The organism is Aggregatibacter sp. Marseille-P9115 (assembly GCF_920939465.1).
Lineage (GTDB): Bacteria > Pseudomonadota > Gammaproteobacteria > Enterobacterales > Pasteurellaceae > Aggregatibacter > Aggregatibacter segnis_B.
In genome coordinates, this window is record NZ_OV100759.1 from 600532 (window position 1) to 623090 (window position 22559).

The window sequence follows — 22559 nt, forward strand, 5'->3', positions numbered from 1 at the left end:
ACTCAAAAAAAATGACCGCACTTTGGTTCTTAGTCATCCCGCAATCTTGCTTGGCCACCACGCATTAAACGATTTTCGTGGTCAATGCGTAATAATATGCCGACAGTGACCGACATAATGATAATACTGGAGCCACCGTAACTGATTAGTGGGAAGGTTAAGCCTTTCGTTGGCAACATGCCGAGAGCCATACCAAGGTTTACAAAACCTTGGAAGAAAATCCAGAAGCTAATACCGAAAGCTAAAAAGCCTTTAAAACGTTGCTCCAATATTAGGGATTCTCGTCCTATTTTCATGGCGCGGAAAACCAATAAACCAAGCAAAATAATAATCACTAAAATGCCGAAAAAGCCAAATTCTTCACCCACAATCGCCATCACAAAGTCAGTGTGCGCTTCCGGTAAATATTCTAGTTTCAGTACGGAATTGCCTAACCCTTCGCCGAAAAATCCACCTCGGCCGAATGCCATTAAAGAGTTGGATAATTGGAAACCGGTGCCGTAAGGATCTTTGAAGGGGTCCATAAAGCCGGTGATACGTTTAAGGCGATAAGCAGAAGAAAGTACCAGCCACACAAACATCAATGCAGCAAAACCAAATAAAAGAAGGAATTGTCCAAATTTTGCACCGATAATAAATAGCAAACCGAAGGTAATGACAAATAAAACGACGGTACTACCCAAATCCGGCTGCATCAATAAGAAACAACCTAACAATCCCATGACCAAAAATGGCTTAACCGCACTTAACTTGCGACTCCGTACCTCATCATAACGACGGGTAAAATAACTGGCGAGGAAACAAGTTAAGGCTAACTTAGCAAATTCTGCCGGTTGAAAATTGAATAAAACCATTGGGATCCAGCGGCGCGCACCATTCACCTCTCGCCCGATACCGGGAATCATCACAAGGAAAAGCAAAACCAGCGCAATACCAAACAATCTAACATGCCATCTCTCCCATTTATCCATGGAAATTTGCAAAGTGAAATAACAGGTTACGCAGGAAAGAAAAATATAAATCATATCCCGCTTGGCAAAATAAAACGGATCGCCATGTAAGCGTGTTCCTACCGGAATGGAAGCGGAAGACACCGCCAGTAAACCAATAAGCAATAGCACAAGATACAACCACAATAACGCACGATCATATAATAAACTCGCTGGCGTAATCGTCGTCGTTTGTTGCCAAGTTGTTTTCAGTTTAGCCCAAAATTCCATGAATAAAATCCGTCTTTAACTTAAACGAGCCAAACGCGTGAACTCATCGCCACGAGCTTCAAAACAAGGGAATTGGTCCAAGCTTGCACAGGCCGGGGATAACAACACCATATCTCCCTCTTGTAACTGCGGACGAATTGCTGCAATGGCCTGTTCCATGGTGTCGAATAATTGACTTTGTGACGAAAGTGCAGCTAACTGTTTACCATCCTGCCCAAAGCAATAACAAAAAATATGCGGTTGATTAATTAATGTCGCCAATTCAGAAAAATCTGCGCCTTTGCCATCGCCACCGAGTAATAAATAGAGTTTCCCGGCGACCTGTAAACCGGTTAATGCAGCAACCGTACTACCGACATTGGTTGCTTTTGAATCATTGATCCAATGCACACCGTTCGCCATATGTGCCACTTGGAAACGATGTTCCAAGCCACCGAATTCGCGAAGTGCGGTCTGAATTCCCAGCAAATTAATGCCGGCTGCTTGTGCCAAGGCAATCGCGGCCAAAGCATTCATGTAATTATGGCGACCGGTTAATTTCATTTCATCACAAGCTAAAATCACCTCACCACGCGCCATTAAATAGGTTTTTCGGTTTTCATTTTTCAGCCAATAATCCGCATGATGTTCAGCGAAACTCACTTGTTTTTCCGGGTGTTGGGTGGTTGGCAAGGTGAGCGGGTCTTCTCCGTTAACCACTGCCGTTTGGCAATTGTCGTAGATTTTTAATTTCGCATGGCGATAATCCTGTAAATCCACGTAACGATTCATATGATCTTCAGTGACGTTCAACACTGTTGCCGCCACGGTTTTTAGCGCATAGGTGGTTTCTAACTGGAAGCTGGAAAGCTCCAAAACGTAAATATCATGCGATTGATTTAAGAGAGAAAGCGCAGGAATGCCGATATTACCGCCCATGCCAACGCTTAATCCGGCGGCTTTTGCCATTTCTGCAACCAATGTGGTCACAGTACTTTTCCCATTAGAACCGGTAATTGCCACAATCGGTTTATCCGCTTCTCGACAAAATAATTCGATATCGCCGATGACTTCGACACCGGCTTGAAGTGCGGTCTGAATTTCAGGTGTTTTTACCGCAAGACCCGGGCTAATTACGATCAAATCGCTTTCTAAGAGCCATTGCTGATTTAAACTACCGATGTGCAGAGGAATGGCTTTATCAAGTTGATCTGCCCCTGCCGGTGCGTTACGCGTATCAATGACACGAACATCCGCATGTTTAGCGCGCAGAAAATCAACACAGGATAACCCTGTTTTACCAAGTCCGATAACTGTGACTTTTTTATCTTGATATTGCATGAAATTCTCTCTCAAAAATAACCGCTCTTTTTGGGGGGATTAACGTAGTTTTAAGGTCACTAAACCAATTAATACCAGCATTAAGGAAATGATCCAGAAACGCACAATAACACGTGGCTCCGGCCAGCCTTTTTTCTCGAAATGATGATGAATCGGCGCCATCAGGAAAATGCGTTGTTTGTTACGCAATTTGTAGGAACCCACTTGTAAAATCACGGACAGCGTTTCCATGACAAACACGCCGCCCATGATCAGTAATAAAAATTCTTGGCGCACCAATACGGCAATCACACCTAACGCGCCGCCCAACGCTAATGAGCCGACATCGCCCATAAACACTTGTGCCGGGTAAGTGTTAAACCATAAGAAACCGAGGCCGGCACCAACAATGGCCGTACAGAACACAGTCAGTTCCGCGCTGAATTTCAGGTATGGAATGTGCAAGTATTCCGCAAAATTGATGTTACCTGTCGCCCATGCCACCAATGCAAATGCGCCGGCCACCATCACGGTCGGTACAATCGCTAGACCATCTAACCCATCCGTTAAATTCACAGCATTACTGGAGCCGACAATAACAAAGTAAGCCAATACAATATAAAAAATGCCCAGTTGCGGCATAAATCCCTTAAAGAATGGCACAACCAAGCGAGTGGCATCGGTGTCTTTACCGATCGCATACATACCGAAAATTGCCACTAAGGCAATAACGGAAAGCCAAAAATATTTCCAGCGGGCAATTAAACCGTCTGTGCTTTTACGCGTAATCTTGCGGTAATCGTCCACGAAGCCGACAGCGCCGTAGCCGAATAAAACGAACAAGCTAAACCAAACATATGGATTAGTTAAATCCGCCCATAATAATGTACTCACACCGATGGCGAAAAGAATCATGACACCGCCCATCGTCGGCGTACCTTTTTTGGCGAAGTGACTTTCAGGACCGTCATTGCGTACGACTTGGCCAAACTTCAATAGTTGTAAACGACGAATGACTTTCGGTCCAATCCATAAGGACAATAAAAGTGCCGTGAGCAACGCTAAAATAGCACGCACGGTAATATAGGAAATCACATGGAAATCAGAATTGTATTTGGTGAGAAACTCAGCAATCCAAACTAACATAAAAAATTACCCTTTAATAAATCGATCACGTCTTCCATTTTCATACTGCGTGATCCCTTCACCAAAACAACGACTTTTTGTTGTGTTAATTGTTGTTTAATAATTGGTGTTAAATAAGCGACAAGTTCTGTTTTATCAGTAAAATGGCGCCCAAAATTGACCGCACTTATGGCGGAACTAGAACGTCCAAAAGAAATCACTAAATCCAATTTTGCCGCCTGAGCAAACTCGCCCACTTCTTGATGACAAAGCGGTGTATTATCGCCTAATTCGCCCATATCACCAACAACAAAGACGCGAAAAGCCGGATATTTTTGCAACACGGAAATCGCTGATTTCATGGAACCTACATTGGCGTTATAGGTGTCGTCTAGTAATAAAAGATTGTCGCAAGGGTGAATCGGGAATAAACGCCCTTTCACCAAGGAGGGCATTTCTAACCCTTTTTTTACCTGCGCTAACGTTGCGCCCACATTCATTGCCAACGCTGTCGCAGCTAAGGCATTAGATACGTTATGTTCGCCTAAATACGGTGAATCAATCTGCACATTGCCTTGTGGCGTGTGCAATACAAAAGACGCCCCTTGTTCGGAGAAGTGAATAGCATCCGCGTAAAAATCAGCTTGTGGATTGTCATAGGCAAAATATTGAACGGCATGCTGCCCAATCTCTTTTTGCCATTTTTGTTGATAGTTATGCGCTTGGTTAATGATGGCAACGCCATGATGAGTTAACCCGCGGAAAATTTCGCCTTTCGCTGTTGCAACACCGTCAAGAGAACCAAAACCCTCTAAATGTGCTGCCATGACATTATTGACTAACGCCACATCAGGCTGAGCCAAGGCGGTGGTATAGGCAATTTCACCAATATGATTGGCGCCAAGTTCAATCACTGCAAATTTATGTTTTTCGGTTAAACGTAATAACGTTAGCGGAACACCGATGTCGTTATTAAAATTGCCTTGGGTAAATAAAACGTCGTCAAAATCCACCGCACTTTGTTGCAAGATAGAGGCCGTCATTTCTTTTACCGTGGTTTTGCCCGAAGACCCCGTCACCGCCACCACTTTCGGATTGATTTTTTCACGCAACCATTTGGCAAGCTGTCCTAGGGCAAGACGGCTGTCTTTCACAATTAATTGGGCAATATTGCCCTCTGTCGGATGTTCAACCACGGCGGCGACACAACCTTGCTCAGCCGCTTTCATAACATAGTCATGTGCATCAAAATTTTCGCCTTTCAACGCAAAAAACAACCCATTGTTGACGGCTTTACGGCTGTCCGTACTCACGTTTTCGACAGTCACGTCGCCATCACCGATAAGTTGTGCCTCTAAAATGGAAGCAATTTGAGAGAGAGATAATGTAATCATATTTTTCGTTACTGAGATAAATAATGACGGGCAACTTCCTGATCGGAAAAATGATGCTTCGTTTTGCCAATAATTTGATAGTCTTCATGCCCTTTGCCGGCAATTAAAATAACGTCATTTTCCACCGCACTTTGAATCGCAGTGGCAATGGCCTCTTCACGTTGGTGTATCACTTGCACGGCTTGCGGATGAATAAACCCTTTTAAAATATCCGCCATAATTTGCGTATGATCTTCTGTACGGGGATTATCATCCGTAGCAATGACCTTATCTGCCAACTGTTCGGCAATTTTCGCCATAAGTGGACGTTTACCACTATCGCGATCACCACCACAGCCGAAAATACACCAAAGCTTACCCTGACAATGTAACCGTGCTGCCTGTAACGCTTTTTCCAACGCGTCCGGTGTATGGGCGTAATCCACAATAACGGTCGGTTTATGCGGAGCGTGCAGCACTTCCATCCGACCACAAACCCCGGTTAATTTATGTGCACTACGAATGAGTTCGGCTAAGTCATAGCCAAGCGCCAACAAGGTTGCCATGACCAACAATAAATTACTGACGTTGAATGCACCGATAAGTGCGCTTTGTAATTCACCATTGCCCCAAGAGGATTCAAATTGAATACTGGCGCCTTTGTGATTAAAGGTGACGTTTACTGCCTTCAACCATTTGGCTTGTCGTGGAGCAAAGTCTGCGTTGGTACTTACTGCAACCGCCTCCGGCATCTCACTTAACCATGCTGCACCAACGGGATCATCCGCATCAATGATATGATGGCGGCTATCCAATTCGCTGAATAAACGTTTTTTTGCTGCGGCATAATTTTCCATCGTGTGATGGTAATCAAGATGATCACGGCTTAAATTTGTGAATACCGCCGCACTGAAATGTACGGCCTCTACACGATGTTGTACCAAACCGTGAGATGACACTTCAATCGCCGCAAAATCTGCACCTTGAGCCACAAACTCCGCCAGTGATGCTTGGATTTCCACTGCAGAACCTGTGGTATTCGTTGCTTCTTTGACTTGGCCGAATAATCCATTACCGATGGTGCCCATCACGGCGCTGGTATGCCCTAGAATCTGTGTCCACTGTGCCAATAATTGCGCAGTTGTTGTTTTGCCGTTGGTGCCGGTAACCCCAACCAAGGTTAAACGCTTGGAAGGCTCTCCATAAAACACATCCGCAAGATGCGATAAATGTTCGCTTAAACGGTAAAATGCAATGAGCGGAACCTGTTGTTCGTAGCGCACCTGAAGATGTTGCGCCTCAGAATCAGCCTCAAAAATGACCGCACTTGCGCCATTTTGCAACGCTTGCGGAATATATTGACGACCGTCGGTTTGATGTCCTTTAATTGCAACAAAAAGACAGCCGGCCTTTGCAGTTCGACTGTCTAATGTCATTTCGGTGAGATTCACATTTTCTGGTATGTGAATCCCGAGAAGAGAAGTTAATCGATACATAATTTTTTCTCAATAAATGAGTGAAAAACGCTTCATTTACGCACCGCACTTTATGTCTAATTTAATTGACTTCACTTGATTTTTTGCTACTCAAACGAACAGTGCGTTTTGTTGTTTTATCCGTTTCAACGCCATCCGGTGGTACATTGTTACTACGCAACGCATAGCTCATGATGCTGGAAAATACCGGTGCGGAAATTGCACCACCATAGTACTGCCCTGCTTTCGGATCATTAATCAGCACCACCAAAGCATAACGTGGGTCAGTAATTGGTGCGATACCTGCGGTATAAGCCACATATTTATCTACATAGCGACCATTTTCCAATTTCTTCGCCGTACCGGTTTTAATACCAACACGATATCCTTCGACCATCGCACGACCATTTTTAATCGCAACTTTTTCCATCATGTTGACGACTTCACGCGTGATTTTTTCAGAGAACACACGTTGTCCCACGACCGGTGGATCCACTTTAGTAATAGAAAGCGGGCGATAAATACCAAAGCTACCTAAAGTGACATAAGCACGAGCAATTTGTAATGGCGTTGCATTCAAACCATAACCATAGGCTACGTTAGCACGCTCAATATCAGACCAACGAGCACGATTGGCATTCAATAAACCAGATTGTTCGCCAATCAAACCTAAATCTGTCGGTTTGCCTAAACCGGCATTTTGATAGGTTTCCATTAAAGCACTCGGCGGCATACGTAACGCTAAACGGCTCACACCGCGGTTACTGGAGTTTTCTAAAATGCCATCTAAACTTAACTGATCACGTGGTGCCACGTCTTTTACTTCATGGCCGTTCAAGATTAACGGGCCGGTATTGATAATTTCATCACGACGTACTGCCCCACGTTGAAGTGCGGTCAAAACCACAAACGGTTTTACAGTAGAACCCGGCTCAAAGGTATCGGTAATCGCGCGATTACGCATTAACTCGGATTTTACTCCCACTCGATTATTTGGGTTATAAGAAGGGGCATTCGCCATTGCCAATACTTCACCGGTACGCACATCCACCAATACGGCCGTGCCGGATTCCGCTTTATTCTCAGTAACTGCTTTCTTAATTTCACGGTAAACCATGGATTGTAATTTTTCATCAATGCTCAAGGTCACGTCTTGCGCATCATATTTCTTCACATCAGAAATATTTTCGACAATGTTACCGAATCTATCTTTACGATATGTCATGGAACCGGATTTACCCACTAACATGGAATCAAAGCTTTTTTCAATGCCCTCAATACCTGCGCCATCAATATTGGTATAACCAATCAAATGGGCTGTTTCTTCCACGCGAGGATAAAAGCGGCGCGCTTCCATTTTTAGAATAATGCCGGTAATTTTTAACTCTTTAACATACTGTGCAAGCGTTGGTGAAATTTGACGAGATAAATAGACAAAACGGGATTTCGGATCTTTTTCAACGCGCTTAACCAAATTGCTATAAGAAATCCCTAACGCTTCCGCCAATTTTTGCCAACGTTCTTTGTCTTTTAACGAATTTTCATCAAAAATAAATTTTGGATCCGCTACCACAGAATACATCGGCACACTCACCGATAACAGTTGGCCATTACGATCTAGAATAGAACCACGAACAAATTGAATTTCTTGTGTGCGTAGAGAACGTTTATCCGCCTCCCCCATCAAAGAGTCAGCATTGATAATTTGCATATAAGCCGCTTGAGCAACCAATGCCATTAATCCCAAGAAAACACTGGTTAACGCCCACAAATAACGCCCTTTTAAGAAACTTCTCTCATAAACCATTTTAGGCTTATTCGGTTTTACCGAAGAAGTATTTTGTGCCGATGGTTTAGGGTTATTCTTTTTCGCTTGTATCGGCTTAATTGATTTATTAAATTTAACCATATTTGTGATTTCCGCGTTTATTCAAGAATAACAACTTCTTGTTCTGGGGTTGCTCGTTGCATGCCGAATTGCTTGGCAATAGCTTCTATGCGTGTATTATCGCTGAGGGTTGCCTCTTCTAATCTTAAATTAAGATATTCATTTTCAAGCGCTTGATGTTGTAAAACCAAATCACCTTTCTCTGCCACTAATCCACGCGTTTGATGAGTAAGCCAAACCGTTCCTAATGCACTTAGCGTAATCGCCAGTAATAAAATCAACACCAATTTATTTGACGTAAATAAATCTTCAAGAATAATGTTTCGCAAAGGGAATCTATCGTTATTTTCTAACATTAGCTTAATCTCTCCGCAATTCTTAAGACGGCACTACGTGCTCTTGGGTTTTGGGCAATTTCCTCATCACTTGGCATAATCGCTTTGCCAATCACTTTTAAGGTTTGATTACGTTGAATTTGGTCTTCACGCAATGGTAAACCTTTCGGAATATCCTCGCCTTGGCTTTGCTTACGCATAAAATGCTTCACCATGCGATCTTCTAATGAATGGAAACTGATAATTGATAAACGCCCGCCTGGGGCTAACACCGTCAATGCGGACTGCAAGACTTTTTCCAGCTCATCTAACTCTGAATTAATAAAAATACGGATCGCCTGAAAGCTTCGTGTAGCAGGATGTTTATGTTTATCTTTAAATGGCACAGTCTGTGCAATTAATTCAGCGAGTTGTAATGTGCGCGTTAAACATTCACCGCCATTTTGCACCGCACTTTTATTGTAATTCACGATGGCCGAGGCAATTTTCTTTGCAAAACGCTCTTCACCAAACGTTTTTAAAACCCACGCTAAATCTTGTTCGGAAACGTGCTGCAGCCACTCTGCTGCGGACATGCCTTTACTATCATCCATTCGCATATCTAATGGACCATCTTTCATAAAACTAAAACCGCGCTCAGCATCATCCAATTGCGGAGATGACACACCAAGATCAAGCAAAATGCCGTCAATCTTACCGACTAAATTTAACTTCTCACAAATAGGTAAAATATCTGAAAATGCGCTGTGTTCGATATGAAATCGTGAATCTTGAATTTTTTGAGCCTCAGCGACGGCTTTAGGGTCTCGGTCAATGGCAATTAATCTACCGTTAGCCGATAACTTAGAAAGGATTAATCTGGAATGCCCCCCGCGACCAAACGTACCGTCAATATAAATGCCGTTTTCTTTTAAAGCCAAGCCTTCAACGGTTTCATGTAACAAAACCGTCGCATGTTCAGCTGATGAAAACGCATTTAAATGACTCATAAATTATTACCGGCAATATGTAAAAATAAAAATATAATTTAAAGATAAGATAGAGCGGCATAATTGCCGCTTATCTTTTGCTAGTGCCGCTGTTCGGTGAGTTTTACTCTTATAATGACAGCGTTTTTAATTCTTCTGATAATGCAAAGCTATCTGTTGCACCCAATGCCATGTCTTTTTCAATTTGAGCCTGCCACTCGGCCTCGCTCCAAATTTCAAATTTATTTAATTGTCCAACAAGCATGATGGATTTTTCTAATTTAGCGTGCTGGCGTAAAGGACCACTAATTAAAATTCGTCCAGCACTGTCCAATTCACATTCCGTGGCATAACCCAGTATCACTCGTTGTAAGGTACGTTGTAATGGATCAAAATTAGAAAGCCCGAGCAATTTTTGCTCAATAATTTCCCATTCCTTTAACGGATAAAGCAATAAACAAGGTTGACGAATATCTACGGTACAAACCATTTGCCCCTGGTTCTGTTCCAAAAGCTCGGCACGATAACGGGTAGGAATAGAAATTCTTCCCTTTACATCCAAATTAATCGTTGCCGCACCACGAAACATTTTTTCTCACCTTGGTTGTTCTGTTTATTTCAATTCGGGAGTTCAGCCCAAAATTTCCCACAAAAAAACACTTTTTACCACTTTTGATTAATTTTATTATTTGTGTGTATAAGTTGCAAGCAATTTAATGAGATGCATCAGGAAAGTTTTATCTATTTTTAAGTTCAATGTGCATTTAGATATGAAGGAATCATCGGATAAAAAATACCCTGTTAATCTTCATCAACAGGGTATTTTATTTTAGTCTTTACCGCTAAAAGTGCGGTCAATATTTTTGCTATTTCGCAAGGCTATCAACTAAAGATTCCGGGTCTGCTTCATTGGAGCGTTTAACCAATGCGAAGAACAACACGACACAAACAATCGTTGTCGCAAAGCCTAGGTAAACTGACAATTGATAGTCTAAACCGAAACCGATTTTGTTGTAATACAAATAGGTTGCACAGACAGTGGTAATAAACCATGCAGGGATAGATGCCACCCAGTGGAATTTATGATAGCGGTATAAATAAGCTGCCGCCGTCCATAACATCACCATTGCAGTCATTTGGTTTGCCCAAGTGAAGTAACGCCATAACACGCTGAAGTCGATGGTTGAAACAAAATAACCTAATACGAACAATGGCACTGCAATGAACAAACGTTTTGTCAATGAACGTTGATCAATTTTGAAAATTTCCGCTAATTGTAAACGTGCTGCACGGAATGCCGTATCCCCAGAAGTAATTGGAAGTACAACGACACCCAATACTGCAAAGATACCACCAACGAAACCTAAGAAGTGTAATGAGCTGTCATATACTACTTTAGATGGTGAACCTGCGGCAATCGCATCTTGTAACGCTTGCGGGTTCTCATAGAATGCAAGACCCACCATGCACCATACTAATGCAATAATACCTTCAGTAATCATCGCACCGTAGAAAATGAAACGACCTTCTTTTTCATTTTCAGCACAACGCGCCATTAACGGAGTTTGTGTTGCGTGGAAACCCGATAATGCACCGCAAGAAATGGTTAAGAACAATAATGGCCAAATTGGTACATCACCTTTCACTTGGAAGTTTTGTGTGAATTTATCTAAGGTTAAACCTTGACCATCTGCATCAATCGTACGGAAGAATTCGATAGGATCTACCGCACTGAAATGCGCGGATACTAAACCATACACCATACCTACAGACATAAAGAGTAATAACGCACCAAAGAGTGGGTAAATACGGCCGATAATTTTGTCAATTGGTAACAAAGTTGCAAGAATATAGTAAGCAAAAATAATCGCAGTCCATACGGAAACTACAGTTGCTTTATCCATTCCCCATACGGTTAAACCACCGGCTTCAACAGCCTTATGAACCGCTTCGGCATCACCTAATTGCAATGCACCTTGAGATGCGCCCATGATGTCCATGGTGATCGTACCCATTAATTGCGCAGGGCTTGCAACGAAGACAACGCCAACTAATAAAAGAAGAACAAGCGCTAAAACGTTGATAAAGACTTTTACTGGACGACCTAAGAATTTACCTGCTAAGTAAGGCATGGTTGCCCCACCATGACGAATACTTAACATACCGCAGAAATAGTCATGTACCGCACCGGCAAAAATACAACCAACAACGATCCACAACATAGCAACGGGTCCGTATAACGCACCAAGAATCGGACCAAAAATCGGACCGGTACCTGCAATGTTTAATAATTGGATTAGCCAAATTTTCGTTTTAGACATCGGCATATAGTCGACGCCATCATTGACTTGATAAGCCGGTGTTTGACGTTTAGGGTTAATGACAAAGATTTTTTCAATAATTCTGCCATAAATCGCATAACCTAAAATCAACACCAGAACACAGAAGAAGAACCACAACATATGAAAATCCTATGGAAAGAACAGTTAGATTTACAAATAAAACATAACGTGCTCGGGTTAATGTTTAACTATTTACTCCTATATGAGTAAAGCCGCGCTATTTTAGGCTTCTGTTACAATGAAGTAAATAAAGGGTAATCTGTCGACTCAGAATATCTTTGTAAAATGTGATTCTAATCACATTTTTAAATTGAGCTAAAAAGTGCGGTATAAATTTCTTGTGTTTTAAACAAAAATCGCTACATTGTGTTTTTCTTGAAAATTGATCTCACCGGAGAAGTCATGTTACACCGTTGCCCGGAATGCCGTAAAAAAATCAGCGAAAGTGCAGAATACTGCCCTAACTGTGGTTTTTCCTTTAAACCTGAGAATCTTGAAGCCTATAAACAAAAACTGGAAGAGCGTCGTTTACAGAATGAGGAAATTAATCGTAAGAGCGTTAAACTCCACTTGGTTTGGGCAGCAATTTTTGCTTTAGTGTTGATCGTGGCAAGTTGGATAACAAACAACGCATAAAAAATGGGCAACATCTTGCCCATTTTTCACTTAATGATTACTTTACCATCCATTTATCATAAATTTTCTGATATTCACCATTCGCTTTAATCGCGGACAATCCTTTATTCAGGCTTTCCTGTAAAGCTTTGTTGGATTTATGAACTGCAATCCCCGTACCATTACCAAAATATTTTGGATTGACTACTTTCTCGCCAACAAACTGAAGTTCTGGTTCTTTTTTCATCATATCTGCCAATAATGCGGTATCGCTCAATACAATATCAATTCGTCCATTCTTCAAATCCAAAATAGCATCCTGCAAATTCACATAAGCTTTCACAGCATATTGTTTAGTTTCAGCTAAAGTATATTGCTGAAACGTTGAACCGTTCTGTACACCAATATTTTTTGCCGTAGTTAAATCCATTTTCCCTTTCAAAGCAACATAACTGGCTGAATTATCATAATAAGAATCCGTAAATAGCACTTGCTTAGTACGCGCTTCTGTAATATCGATGGCAGACATTGCTGCATCAAAATGTTTGGCTTTCAAACTAGGAATTAATGCATCAAAAGGCTGCGTTTTAAATTGACAAGTGACTTGAATTTCTTTGCAAATAGCTTGCGCAATATCAATATCAAATCCAACAAGATCACCTTTTTCATTAGTCAGTTCAAAAGGCGGATAACTTGGTTCTGTGCCAAAAATTAAATTTTGTGCATTTGTTAGCATTGTTGCGCCCATTAGCAGGCTACCAAGTAGTAATGTTTTCATCTTAATACTCCTCTAAGTTGCTGACATGATGGATAATTAGACTTGCATTGATTAAGATTCACTCAACAATGAAAATATATTATCTTTTATTGCATAATTATGCAATCTTAAAATATAAAAAATCCCAAATAAATTTGGGATTTAAAAACATTCGAAAAAATAACCGCACTTAATTCTAGTTACGCATATCCAACCGTTCAAAAGCAAGCACTTGGTTTTCCAGCTTACGCAATAACAACGTCGCAATACCGGTAATCACGAGATAAATACCACCTGCAATGCCATAAATGGTGAGCGCATCATATTCTGTGCCATAAAGCTGACGAGCATAGCCCATGATGTCCATGATAGTGATCGTGGAAGCGAGGGCCGTTCCTTTAAACACTAAAATGATCTCATTAGAGTATGAAGGTAAAGCGCGTTTTAATGCATATGGAAGTAAAATTTTCAAGGTTTGCAAACGGCTTAGCCCAAGTGCTTCACAACTTTCCCATTGGCCTTTAGAAATTGCTTTCACTGCGCCATGGAATAATTGGGTAGAATAGGCCGCACTATTTAACGCCAATGCTAACGCAGCACAAAACCAAGCATTCGAAAACAGCAGCCATAACGGGCTGTCCACAATCCATTGAAACTGCCCCGGCCCTGCATAAATCAGGAAAAACTGCACCAATAAAGGCGTGCCGGTAAATAAAGTAAGATATAAATTGACCGCACTTTTCACCACTTTATTACCAATAGAAAGTAGTATGGTAAACAACAAAGCCAGACTAAAGGCAATCAACAATGACACAACAGTTAATAGCAAGCTGGTAGGAATACCTTGTGCAATCACGCTTAAATATTCTTGAAACATAATTACACTTCCCTTTCAAAACGAGTAAAACGCAGTTCTAATTTACGAATACCGACTTGACTCACTAATGTCACTAAAAGATAAATCAACGCGGCAATACCATACCAAGTGAAAGGTTGGTGTGTATTCGTATTAATCAGCTGTGCTTGACGCATCAGATCATCTACACCAATTAAGGAAATCAACGCCGTATCTTTCAACAATACCAACCATTGATTGCTCAACCCCGGCAATGCATGACGCCACACTTGTGGCATGATAATACGAAGGAAAGTGTAGCCTTTACTCAATCCCAACGCGGTTCCTGACTCCCACTGCCCTTTAGCAATCGCCTGAATAGCACCACGCAATGTTTGTGAAGCATAGGCTGCAAAAATTAAGGACAGCGCGAATACACCACAACCGAATGCACCGAACTCAATGTATTCGCCGGTGAGCAATTCAACCAATTCGCTAGAACCAAAATAAACCAGCAATACGACCAGAATTTCCGGTAAGCCTCGCAATAAGGCAACAAATACCGCGGTAGGTTTACCGACAAAACGATTAGCTTCCAGCATGGCAAATAGCATGCCTAAAAAAAGCCCTAACACTAACGAACAAACCGCAAGCCCTAAGGTCATCAGGGCCGCGGTCAACATTAAAGAAAAATAATCAGAAAACATAGGATTATTTGGTCATCCATTTATCGTAGATTTTTTGATATTCGCCATTGGCTTTAATTGCCGCTAAACCTTTATTGAAGCTTTCTGCTAATTCTTTGTTAGATTTATTCAATGCAATACCAAAACCATTACCGAAATATTTTTTGTTATTCACTTTATCGCCGACAAACTGAACGTTATCTTCTTTGGAAATCATATCCGCAAGCACTGCTGTATCACCGAAGATAATATCAATACGTCCATTTTTTAGATCCAGTACCGCATCTTGTAAGCTGGCATAGGATTTCACGCTGTATTGTTTTGTTTCCGCTACTGTATATTGCTGATAGGTCGTCCCATTTTGTACACCAACATTTTTCGCATTTTCTAAAGTAGCTTTGCCTTTTAATGCAACATAGCTGGCTGTGCTGTCGTAGTATGGGTCAGAGAATAATACTTGTTTACCACGAGCCTCGGTAATATCCATCGCAGAAATAACAGCATCAAAACGTTTTGATCTTAAATTAGTAATCAAAGAATCAAATGCCTCGCCTTTAAAATGGCAGGTAGCTTGAATTTCTTTACAGATAGCGTTGGCAATATCCACATCAAAACCGATAATTTCACCTTTTTCATTAGTAGTCTCAAACGGTGGGTAACTTGGTTCCATGGCAAAAGTTAAATCCTGCGCGTGAGCCGCTACTGCAGAGCCTAATAAAATTGCACTTAATAATAATTTTTTCATAATATTCTCCTTCTAGATTAGATATTGTGTGATAAATATTGTTTAAACTTCTCCGTCTGAGGGTTCTCAAAACAAGTCTTATCGCCCATTTCGATGATACGCCCCTGTTCCATATAAACCACTTTAGTTGCTACTTTTTTCGCTACATTTACTTCATGAGTAACAATAACTTGCGTAATTCCGGTTTGTTGCAATTCTTCAATAATAGAAACGATCTGAGCTGTAATTTCCGGATCTAATGCAGCAGTTGGTTCGTCAAATAACAATACTTGCGGTTTCATCATTAAAGCGCGTGCAATCGCCACCCGCTGCTGTTGACCACCAGACAAATGCAACGGAAATCTATCAGCAAACTCCTCTAAACGTAAACGTTGCAGCAATTCCAATGCTTGTTGTTTAGCCTCTAGGTCACTTACACCAAGAATTTTCATCGGTGCTTCAATAAGATTCTGTAATACGGTCATATGCGGCCATAAATTATATTGCTGAAATACCATGCCTACATCACGACGTAACTGACGAAGTTGTTTCAGATCATTCCCTGAAGACAAATCAAACTGATTATTGGCAATACTCAATTTACCCGATTGTGGAACTTCTAGTAAATTTAATGTTCGAATCAACGTACTTTTGCCTGCACCACTAGGCCCTAGTAATACCACCACATCACCATCATCAGCGGATAAGTTAATATCAAATAAGGCCTGGCTTGAACCATAAAAAAAATTTAAATTTTTAACACTAATTGTCATTGTTTACTGCGTCTCTGTATCAATCATCATAGAATTGAAAATATATTATTATTTTTTGAATAATTATGCAATGTTAGGATATAAAAAATCCCAAAAAAATTTGGGATTCAAAAAACATATGAAAAAACGACCGCTCTTTATTAATTTACTTTTGCCATTTCAAATTCAATTAACATCATCAAAATATGAATAACTTTAATGTGAATTTCCTGAATGCGATCTGCATAACCAAAATGAGGCACTCGAATTTCCACATCGGCAATTCCTGCCATTTTACCGCCATCTTTACCAGTCATGGCAATGACTTTCATTCCTTTCGTTTTTGCTACTTCAATAGCATTAAGCACGTTTTTGGAATTTCCTGAAGTAGACAAACCGAACAAAACATCACCTTTTTGTCCTACAGCTTCCACATAACGCGAAAACACATAATCATAGCCAAAATCATTACTCACGCAGCTTAAATGGCTAACATCGGAAATAGCAATTGCCGGGTAACCGGGGCGATTTTCACGATAACGCCCCGTTAATTCTTCAGCAAAATGCATCGCATCACAATGAGAACCTCCGTTACCACAAGAGAGCACTTTACCACCCTGTTTAAAACTCTCTGAAATCAATAATGCTGCTTTTTGGATTAATTTGATATTATTCTCGTCAGCTAAAAATTTATTTAATACATCTGCCGCTTCAGTAAGTTCAGCTTTAATTTTATCAAAGTACATCTGCTTCTCCTTTAAAGTAAAATTCGCTAGATTGTATGAAAAAACACAAGATCTCTCAACGTAAATTAGGTTCTGATTTAAAATATTCCGCTTTGCTTTCTATTTTCCTTTCCTATGCCCCCAAAGCAAAAACCCCCCGACGCTCTCACATCAGGGGTTCCTATCAGGCTTGGCGGTGACCTACTCTCACATGGGGATACCCCACACTACCATCGGCATTACGGCGTTTCACTTCTGAGTTCGGTATGGAGTCAGGTGGGCCCACCGCACTATCGCCGCCAATATTCTTTATGATTTCTATCTTATCTTATTCGCGTCTTCTTAATCTAAAAACAAGCCTTCTCTCAACTCTCTTTTGCGTCTTTCTATTAACTGCTACTCTACTTCGCTCCATGCTCCAGGTCTCCCCAAAAACACTTGAGCGTTGTATGGCTAAGCCTCTCGGGCAATTAGTATGCGTTAGCTCAATGTATCACTACACTTACACACCGCACCTATCTACGTCTTAGTCTTAAACAACCCTTACTGTCTTAAAGACAGGGAGAACTCATCTCTTGGCAAGTTTCGTGCTTAGATGCTTTCAGCACTTATCTCTTCCGCATGTAGCTACCCAGCAATGCCTCTGGCGAGACAACTGGAACACCAGTGATGCGTCCACTCCGGTCCTCTCGTACTAGGAGCAGCCCCAATCAATTCTCCAACGCCCACGGCAGATAGGGACCGAACTGTCTCACGACGTTCTAAACCCAGCTCGCGTACCACTTTAAATGGCGAACAGCCATACCCTTGGGACCTACTTCAGCCCCAGGATGTGATGAGCCGACATCGAGGTGCCAAACACCGCCGTCGATATGAACTCTTGGGCGGTATCAGCCTGTTATCCCCGGAGTACCTTTTATCCGTTGAGCGATGGCCCTTCCATACAGAACCACCGGATCACTATGACCTACTTTCGTACCTGCTCGACTTGTCTGTCTCGCAGTTAAGCTTGCTTATACCATTGCACTAACCTCACGATGTCCGACCGTGATTAGCAAACCTTCGTGCTCCTCCGTTACTCTTTGGGAGGAGACCGCCCCAGTCAAACTACCCACCAGACACTGTCCGAGACCACGTTTCGTCATCTTCGTTAGAACATCAAACGTTAAAGGGTGGTATTTCAAGGACGACTCCATAATCACTGGCGTGACTACTTCAAAGTCTCCCACCTATCCTACACATCAAAATTCAATGTTCAGTGTCAAGCTATAGTAAAGGTTCACGGGGTCTTTCCGTCTAGCCGCGGGTACACCGCATCTTCACGGCGATTTCAATTTCACTGAGTCTCGGGTGGAGACAGCCTGGCCATCATTATGCCATTCGTGCAGGTCGGAACTTACCCGACAAGGAATTTCGCTACCTTAGGACCGTTATAGTTACGGCCGCCGTTTACTGGGGCTTCGATCAGGAGCTTCTCTTTCGATTACACCATCAATTAACCTTCCAGCACCGGGCAGGCATCACACCCTATACGTCCACTTTCGTGTTTGCAGAGTGCTGTGTTTTTAATAAACAGTTGCAGCCAGCTGGTATCTTCGACCGGTTCAACCTTCAGGGGTAAACCCTTACAATCTACGCCGGCGCACCTTCTCCCGAAGTTACGGTGCTATTTTGCCTAGTTCCTTCACCCGAGTTCTCTCAAGCGCCTGAGTATTCTCTACCTGACCACCTGTGTCGGTTTTCAGTACGGTTTAGATAAACCTGAAGCTTAGTGGCTTTTCCTGGAAGTGTGGTATCAGTTACTTCAGCTCCGTAGAGCCTCGTCATCATCTCTCAGTGTTAAGGAAGTCCGGATTTGCCTAAACTCCCCACCTACGAACTTAAACGACCATATCCAACAGGTCGCTAACCTAACCTACTCCGTCCCCACATCGCAGTTTATCCAAGTACGGGAATATTAACCCGTTTCCCATCGACTACGCTTTTCAGCCTCGCCTTAGGGGCCGACTCACCCTGCCCCGATTAACGTTGGACAGGAACCCTTGGTCTTCCGGCGAACGGGTTTTTCACCCGTTTTATCGTTACTTATGTCAGCATTCGCACTTGTGATACGTCCAGCCCACCTCTCGATGAACCTTCATCCGCTTACACAACGCTCCCCTACCCAACAGACTTACGTCTGATGCCGCAGCTTCGGTGCTATATTTGAGCCCCGTTACATCTTCCGCGCAGGCCGACTCGACTAGTGAGCTATTACGCTTTCTTTAAATGATGGCTGCTTCTAAGCCAACATCCTAGCTGTCTAAGCCTTCCCACTTCGTTTCCCACTTAATATAGACTTTGGGACCTTAGCTGGCGGTCTGGGTTGTTTCCCTCTCCACGACGGACGTTAGCACCCGCCGTGTGTCTCCTGAGTATCACTCTTCGGTATTCGTAGTTTGCATCGGGTTGGTAAGCCGGGATGGCCCCCTAGCCGAAACAGTGCTCTACCCCCGAAGGTGTCCGCTCAAGGCTCTACCTAAATAGATTTCGGGGAGAACCAGCTATCTCCCGGTTTGATTGGCCTTTCACCCCCAGCCACAAGTCATCCGCTAATTTTTCAACATTAGTCGGTTCGGTCCTCCAGTTAGTGTTACCCAACCTTCAACCTGCCCATGGCTAGATCACCGGGTTTCGGGTCTATACCTTGCAACTATTCGCCCAGTTAAGACTCGGTTTCCCTTCGGCTCCCCTATTCGGTTAACCTCGCTACAAAATATAAGTCGCTGACCCATTATACAAAAGGTACGCAGTCACCCTCACGGGCTCCCACTGCTTGTACGTACAAGGTTTCAGGTTCTATTTCACTCCCCTCACCGGGGTTCTTTTCGCCTTTCCTTCACAGTACTGGTTCACTATCGGTCAATCAGGAGTATTTAGCCTTGGAGGATGGTCCCCCCATCTTCAAACAGGATATCACGTGTCCCGCCCTACTTATCGTTAGCTCAGTACCACAAAAGTATTTTCGAGTACGGGATTATCACCCTCTACGATTTGGCTTCCCAGCCAATTCCTCTAATACTTCCGCTATCACTAACAGGCTCCTTCGCTTTCGCTCGCCGCTACTCACAAAATCTCGGTTGATTTCTTTTCCTCGGGGTACTTAGATGTTTCAGTTCTCCCGGTTCGCCTCATTATCCTATGGATTCAGATAATGATAGTGGGTTCTTCACCCACTGGGTTTCCCCATTCGGACATCTTGGATTAAACGCCTCTTATCGACTCATCCAAGCTTTTCGCAGATTAGCACGTCCTTCTTCGCCTCTGATTGCCAAGGCATCCACCTTGTACGCTTTGTCACTTAACCATACAACCTCAAGTATTCTTATAATGAATTCAATTTCATAAACTTAAAAGTTAATTTAAATCTAAAATCCACTTAAAATCACAAGATTGAATCGAAAAACACTTAATGTCGCTAAGCAGTAACAGTTAATTTATTAAGAGTCATTGCCTTTTATCAATCACTCTCACTCAGACTTTCTTGAAAGTCTCGTTTTCAGCTTGTTTCCAGATTTTTAAAGAACAGATAAGATGAAAAATCATCTTTAAATGGCGTCCCCACGGGGATTCGAACCCCGGTTACCGCCGTGAAAGGGCGATGTCCTAGGCCTCTAGACGATGGGGACAGCATATAAAGATGCTCTCTTCTCTTTGATATTTTGCTCTTTCCTTGTCTACAACCATCAAACAAACTGTGTGAACACTTAAAGTCGATTCTATCTTTGGTAAGGAGGTGATCCAACCGCAGGTTCCCCTACGGTTACCTTGTTACGACTTCACCCCAGTCATGAATCATACCGTGGTAAACGCCCTCCCGAAGGTTAAGCTATCTACTTCTGGTACAACCCACTCCCATGGTGTGACGGGCGGTGTGTACAAGGCCCGGGAACGTATTCACCGCGACATTCTGATTCGCGATTACTAGCGATTCCGACTTCATGGAGTCGAGTTGCAGACTCCAATCCGGACTTAGACGTACTTTGTGAGATTCACTCCACCTCGCGGCTTCGTCGCCCTCTGTATACGCCATTGTAGCACGTGTGTAGCCCTACTCGTAAGGGCCATGATGACTTGACGTCATCCCCACCTTCCTCCGGTTTATCACCGGCAGTCTCCTTTGAGTTCCCGACCGAATCGCTGGCAACAAAGGATAAGGGTTGCGCTCGTTGCGGGACTTAACCCAACATTTCACAACACGAGCTGACGACAGCCATGCAGCACCTGTCTCATGGTTCCCGAAGGCACTCCCGTATCTCTACAGGATTCCATGGATGTCAAGAGTAGGTAAGGTTCTTCGCGTTGCATCGAATTAAACCACATGCTCCACCGCTTGTGCGGGCCCCCGTCAATTCATTTGAGTTTTAACCTTGCGGCCGTACTCCCCAGGCGGTCGATTTATCACGTTAGCTTCGGGCACCAAGCTCAAGGCCCAATCCCCAAATCGACAGCGTTTACAGCGTGGACTACCAGGGTATCTAATCCTGTTTGCTCCCCACGCTTTCGCACATGAGCGTCAGTACATTCCCAAGGGGCTGCCTTCGCCTTCGGTATTCCTCCACATCTCTACGCATTTCACCGCTACACGTGGAATTCTACCCCTCCCTAAAGTACTCTAGCTACCCAGTCTGAAATGCAATTCCCAGGTTAAGCCCGGGGATTTCACACCTCACTTAAATAGCCGCCTGCGTGCCCTTTACGCCCAGTTATTCCGATTAACGCTCGCACCCTCCGTATTACCGCGGCTGCTGGCACGGAGTTAGCCGGTGCTTCTTCTGTGATTAACGTCAATCGTGATGCCTATTAAACATCACGCCTTCCTCGTCACCGAAAGAACTTTACAACCCGAAGGCCTTCTTCATTCACGCGGCATGGCTGCGTCAGGGTTGCCCCCATTGCGCAATATTCCCCACTGCTGCCTCCCGTAGGAGTCCGGGCCGTGTCTCAGTCCCGGTGTGGCTGGTCATCCTCTCAGACCAGCTAGAGATCGTCGGCTTGGTAGGCCTTTACCCCACCAACTACCTAATCCCACTTGGGCTCATCCTATGGCATGCGGCCTTGCGGTCCCGCACTTTCATCTCTCGACACTACGCGGTATTAGCGACAGTTTCCCGTCGTTATCCCCCTCCATAAGCCAGATTCCCAAGCATTACTCACCCGTCCGCCACTCGTCAGCAAGAAAGCAAGCTTTCTCCTGTTACCGTTCGACTTGCATGTGTTAAGCCTGCCGCCAGCGTTCAATCTGAGCCATGATCAAACTCTTCAATTCAAAAAGTTTAATCGCTCAATACTGCTGACTTAATTAATCATCTATATAAATAAACGAATCTTCGTAGCACTATTCAGTTCAATTTTAAAATCTTTAATGATAAAAACGAATCTTCAAGTGCCCACACAGTTT

General features: G+C 43.0%; 17 protein-coding genes, 1 tRNA gene and 3 rRNA genes. 1 reads left to right on the forward strand and 20 read right to left on the reverse strand.

Annotation, left to right across the window (positions count from 1 at the left end; all coding sequences use genetic code 11):
• Positions 1–29: 29 nt before the first annotated feature.
• From ftsW to LQ983_RS02740, 10 genes are all read right to left on the reverse strand, one after another.
• Entirely contained in the window at positions 30–1220 is a 1191-nt protein-coding gene (gene ftsW, locus LQ983_RS02695; RefSeq protein ID WP_230621546.1) for a putative lipid II flippase FtsW, read from the reverse strand.
• Between the two features lie 15 nt (positions 1221–1235).
• A complete protein-coding gene (gene murD, locus LQ983_RS02700) occupies positions 1236–2540 on the reverse strand; it encodes a UDP-N-acetylmuramoyl-L-alanine--D-glutamate ligase (RefSeq protein ID WP_230621547.1) in 1305 nt (434 codons plus the stop codon).
• A 39-nt stretch (positions 2541–2579) separates the two neighbouring features.
• Positions 2580–3665 carry a phospho-N-acetylmuramoyl-pentapeptide-transferase gene (gene mraY / locus LQ983_RS02705; protein WP_230621548.1) on the reverse strand — a complete coding sequence of 362 codons (1086 nt, stop codon included), beginning with the start codon at positions 3663–3665 and terminating at the stop codon, positions 2580–2582.
• Positions 3659–5038 (reverse strand): UDP-N-acetylmuramoyl-tripeptide--D-alanyl-D-alanine ligase, encoded by a 1380-nt coding sequence (gene murF / locus LQ983_RS02710; RefSeq protein WP_230621549.1) that lies wholly within the window; start codon positions 5036–5038, stop codon positions 3659–3661. The genes mraY and murF overlap by 7 nt, the downstream gene beginning before the upstream one ends.
• 8 nt (positions 5039–5046) lie before the next feature.
• Entirely contained in the window at positions 5047–6513 is a 1467-nt protein-coding gene (murE, locus tag LQ983_RS02715; RefSeq protein ID WP_230621550.1) for a UDP-N-acetylmuramoyl-L-alanyl-D-glutamate--2,6-diaminopimelate ligase, read from the reverse strand.
• A 61-nt stretch (positions 6514–6574) separates the two neighbouring features.
• Positions 6575–8401 (reverse strand): peptidoglycan glycosyltransferase FtsI, encoded by a 1827-nt coding sequence (gene ftsI, locus LQ983_RS02720; RefSeq protein ID WP_111305460.1) that lies wholly within the window; start codon positions 8399–8401, stop codon positions 6575–6577.
• A gap of 17 nt (positions 8402–8418) precedes the next feature.
• Positions 8419–8736 carry a cell division protein FtsL gene (gene ftsL / locus LQ983_RS02725; RefSeq protein ID WP_006717295.1) on the reverse strand — a complete coding sequence of 106 codons (318 nt, stop codon included), beginning with the start codon at positions 8734–8736 and terminating at the stop codon, positions 8419–8421.
• The gene (rsmH, locus tag LQ983_RS02730) at positions 8736–9704 is read right to left on the reverse strand and encodes a 16S rRNA (cytosine(1402)-N(4))-methyltransferase RsmH (RefSeq protein WP_230621551.1); all 969 of its coding nucleotides are present in this window, start codon (positions 9702–9704) and stop codon (positions 8736–8738) included. The genes ftsL and rsmH overlap by 1 nt, the downstream gene beginning before the upstream one ends.
• Before the next feature lie 109 nt (positions 9705–9813).
• Positions 9814–10272 (reverse strand): division/cell wall cluster transcriptional repressor MraZ, encoded by a 459-nt coding sequence (gene mraZ, locus LQ983_RS02735; protein ID WP_111296656.1) that lies wholly within the window; start codon positions 10270–10272, stop codon positions 9814–9816.
• Between the two features lie 277 nt (positions 10273–10549).
• On the reverse strand, positions 10550–12145 hold the full coding sequence (locus LQ983_RS02740; RefSeq protein ID WP_111296658.1) for a carbon starvation protein A: 1596 nt from the start codon (positions 12143–12145) through the stop codon (positions 10550–10552).
• Positions 12146–12427: 282 nt separating this feature from the next.
• On the opposite strand from LQ983_RS02740, the gene LQ983_RS02745 reads away from it, so the two are divergent.
• Positions 12428–12661, forward strand: coding sequence for a zinc ribbon domain-containing protein (locus tag LQ983_RS02745; protein WP_109432786.1), 234 nt, complete (start codon positions 12428–12430; stop codon positions 12659–12661).
• Between the two features lie 37 nt (positions 12662–12698).
• Here LQ983_RS02745 and LQ983_RS02750 read toward each other — a convergent pair whose 3' ends face one another.
• The 10 genes from LQ983_RS02750 to LQ983_RS02795 form a co-directional block, all read right to left on the reverse strand.
• Complete coding sequence (locus LQ983_RS02750; protein WP_111296660.1) at positions 12699–13418, reverse strand: lysine/arginine/ornithine ABC transporter substrate-binding protein; 720 nt, start codon at positions 13416–13418, stop codon at positions 12699–12701.
• Positions 13419–13593: 175 nt separating this feature from the next.
• On the reverse strand, positions 13594–14274 hold the full coding sequence (gene artM / locus LQ983_RS02755) for an arginine ABC transporter permease ArtM (RefSeq protein ID WP_230621552.1): 681 nt from the start codon (positions 14272–14274) through the stop codon (positions 13594–13596).
• A gap of 2 nt (positions 14275–14276) precedes the next feature.
• Entirely contained in the window at positions 14277–14939 is a 663-nt protein-coding gene (gene artQ / locus LQ983_RS02760; protein ID WP_230621553.1) for an arginine ABC transporter permease ArtQ, read from the reverse strand.
• Between the two features lie 4 nt (positions 14940–14943).
• Positions 14944–15663 (reverse strand): lysine/arginine/ornithine ABC transporter substrate-binding protein, encoded by a 720-nt coding sequence (locus LQ983_RS02765; protein WP_230621554.1) that lies wholly within the window; start codon positions 15661–15663, stop codon positions 14944–14946.
• Between the two features lie 17 nt (positions 15664–15680).
• Complete coding sequence (gene artP, locus LQ983_RS02770; protein ID WP_230621555.1) at positions 15681–16415, reverse strand: arginine ABC transporter ATP-binding protein ArtP; 735 nt, start codon at positions 16413–16415, stop codon at positions 15681–15683.
• Between the two features lie 140 nt (positions 16416–16555).
• Positions 16556–17140, reverse strand: a complete 585-nt coding sequence (gene lpcA / locus LQ983_RS02775) for a D-sedoheptulose 7-phosphate isomerase (protein ID WP_111305451.1) — start codon at positions 17138–17140, stop codon at positions 16556–16558.
• Positions 17141–17307: 167 nt separating this feature from the next.
• Positions 17308–17423, reverse strand: a 5S ribosomal RNA gene (rrf, locus tag LQ983_RS02780).
• A 145-nt stretch (positions 17424–17568) separates the two neighbouring features.
• Positions 17569–20465: ribosomal RNA gene (locus LQ983_RS02785) — 23S ribosomal RNA — on the reverse strand.
• A 246-nt stretch (positions 20466–20711) separates the two neighbouring features.
• Positions 20712–20787 (reverse strand) — tRNA-Glu (locus LQ983_RS02790).
• A 100-nt stretch (positions 20788–20887) separates the two neighbouring features.
• Positions 20888–22427, reverse strand: a 16S ribosomal RNA gene (locus LQ983_RS02795).
• Together the 16S, 23S and 5S rRNA genes with 1 tRNA gene alongside form the textbook arrangement of a ribosomal RNA operon.
• Between the last annotated feature and the right edge of the window lie 132 nt (positions 22428–22559).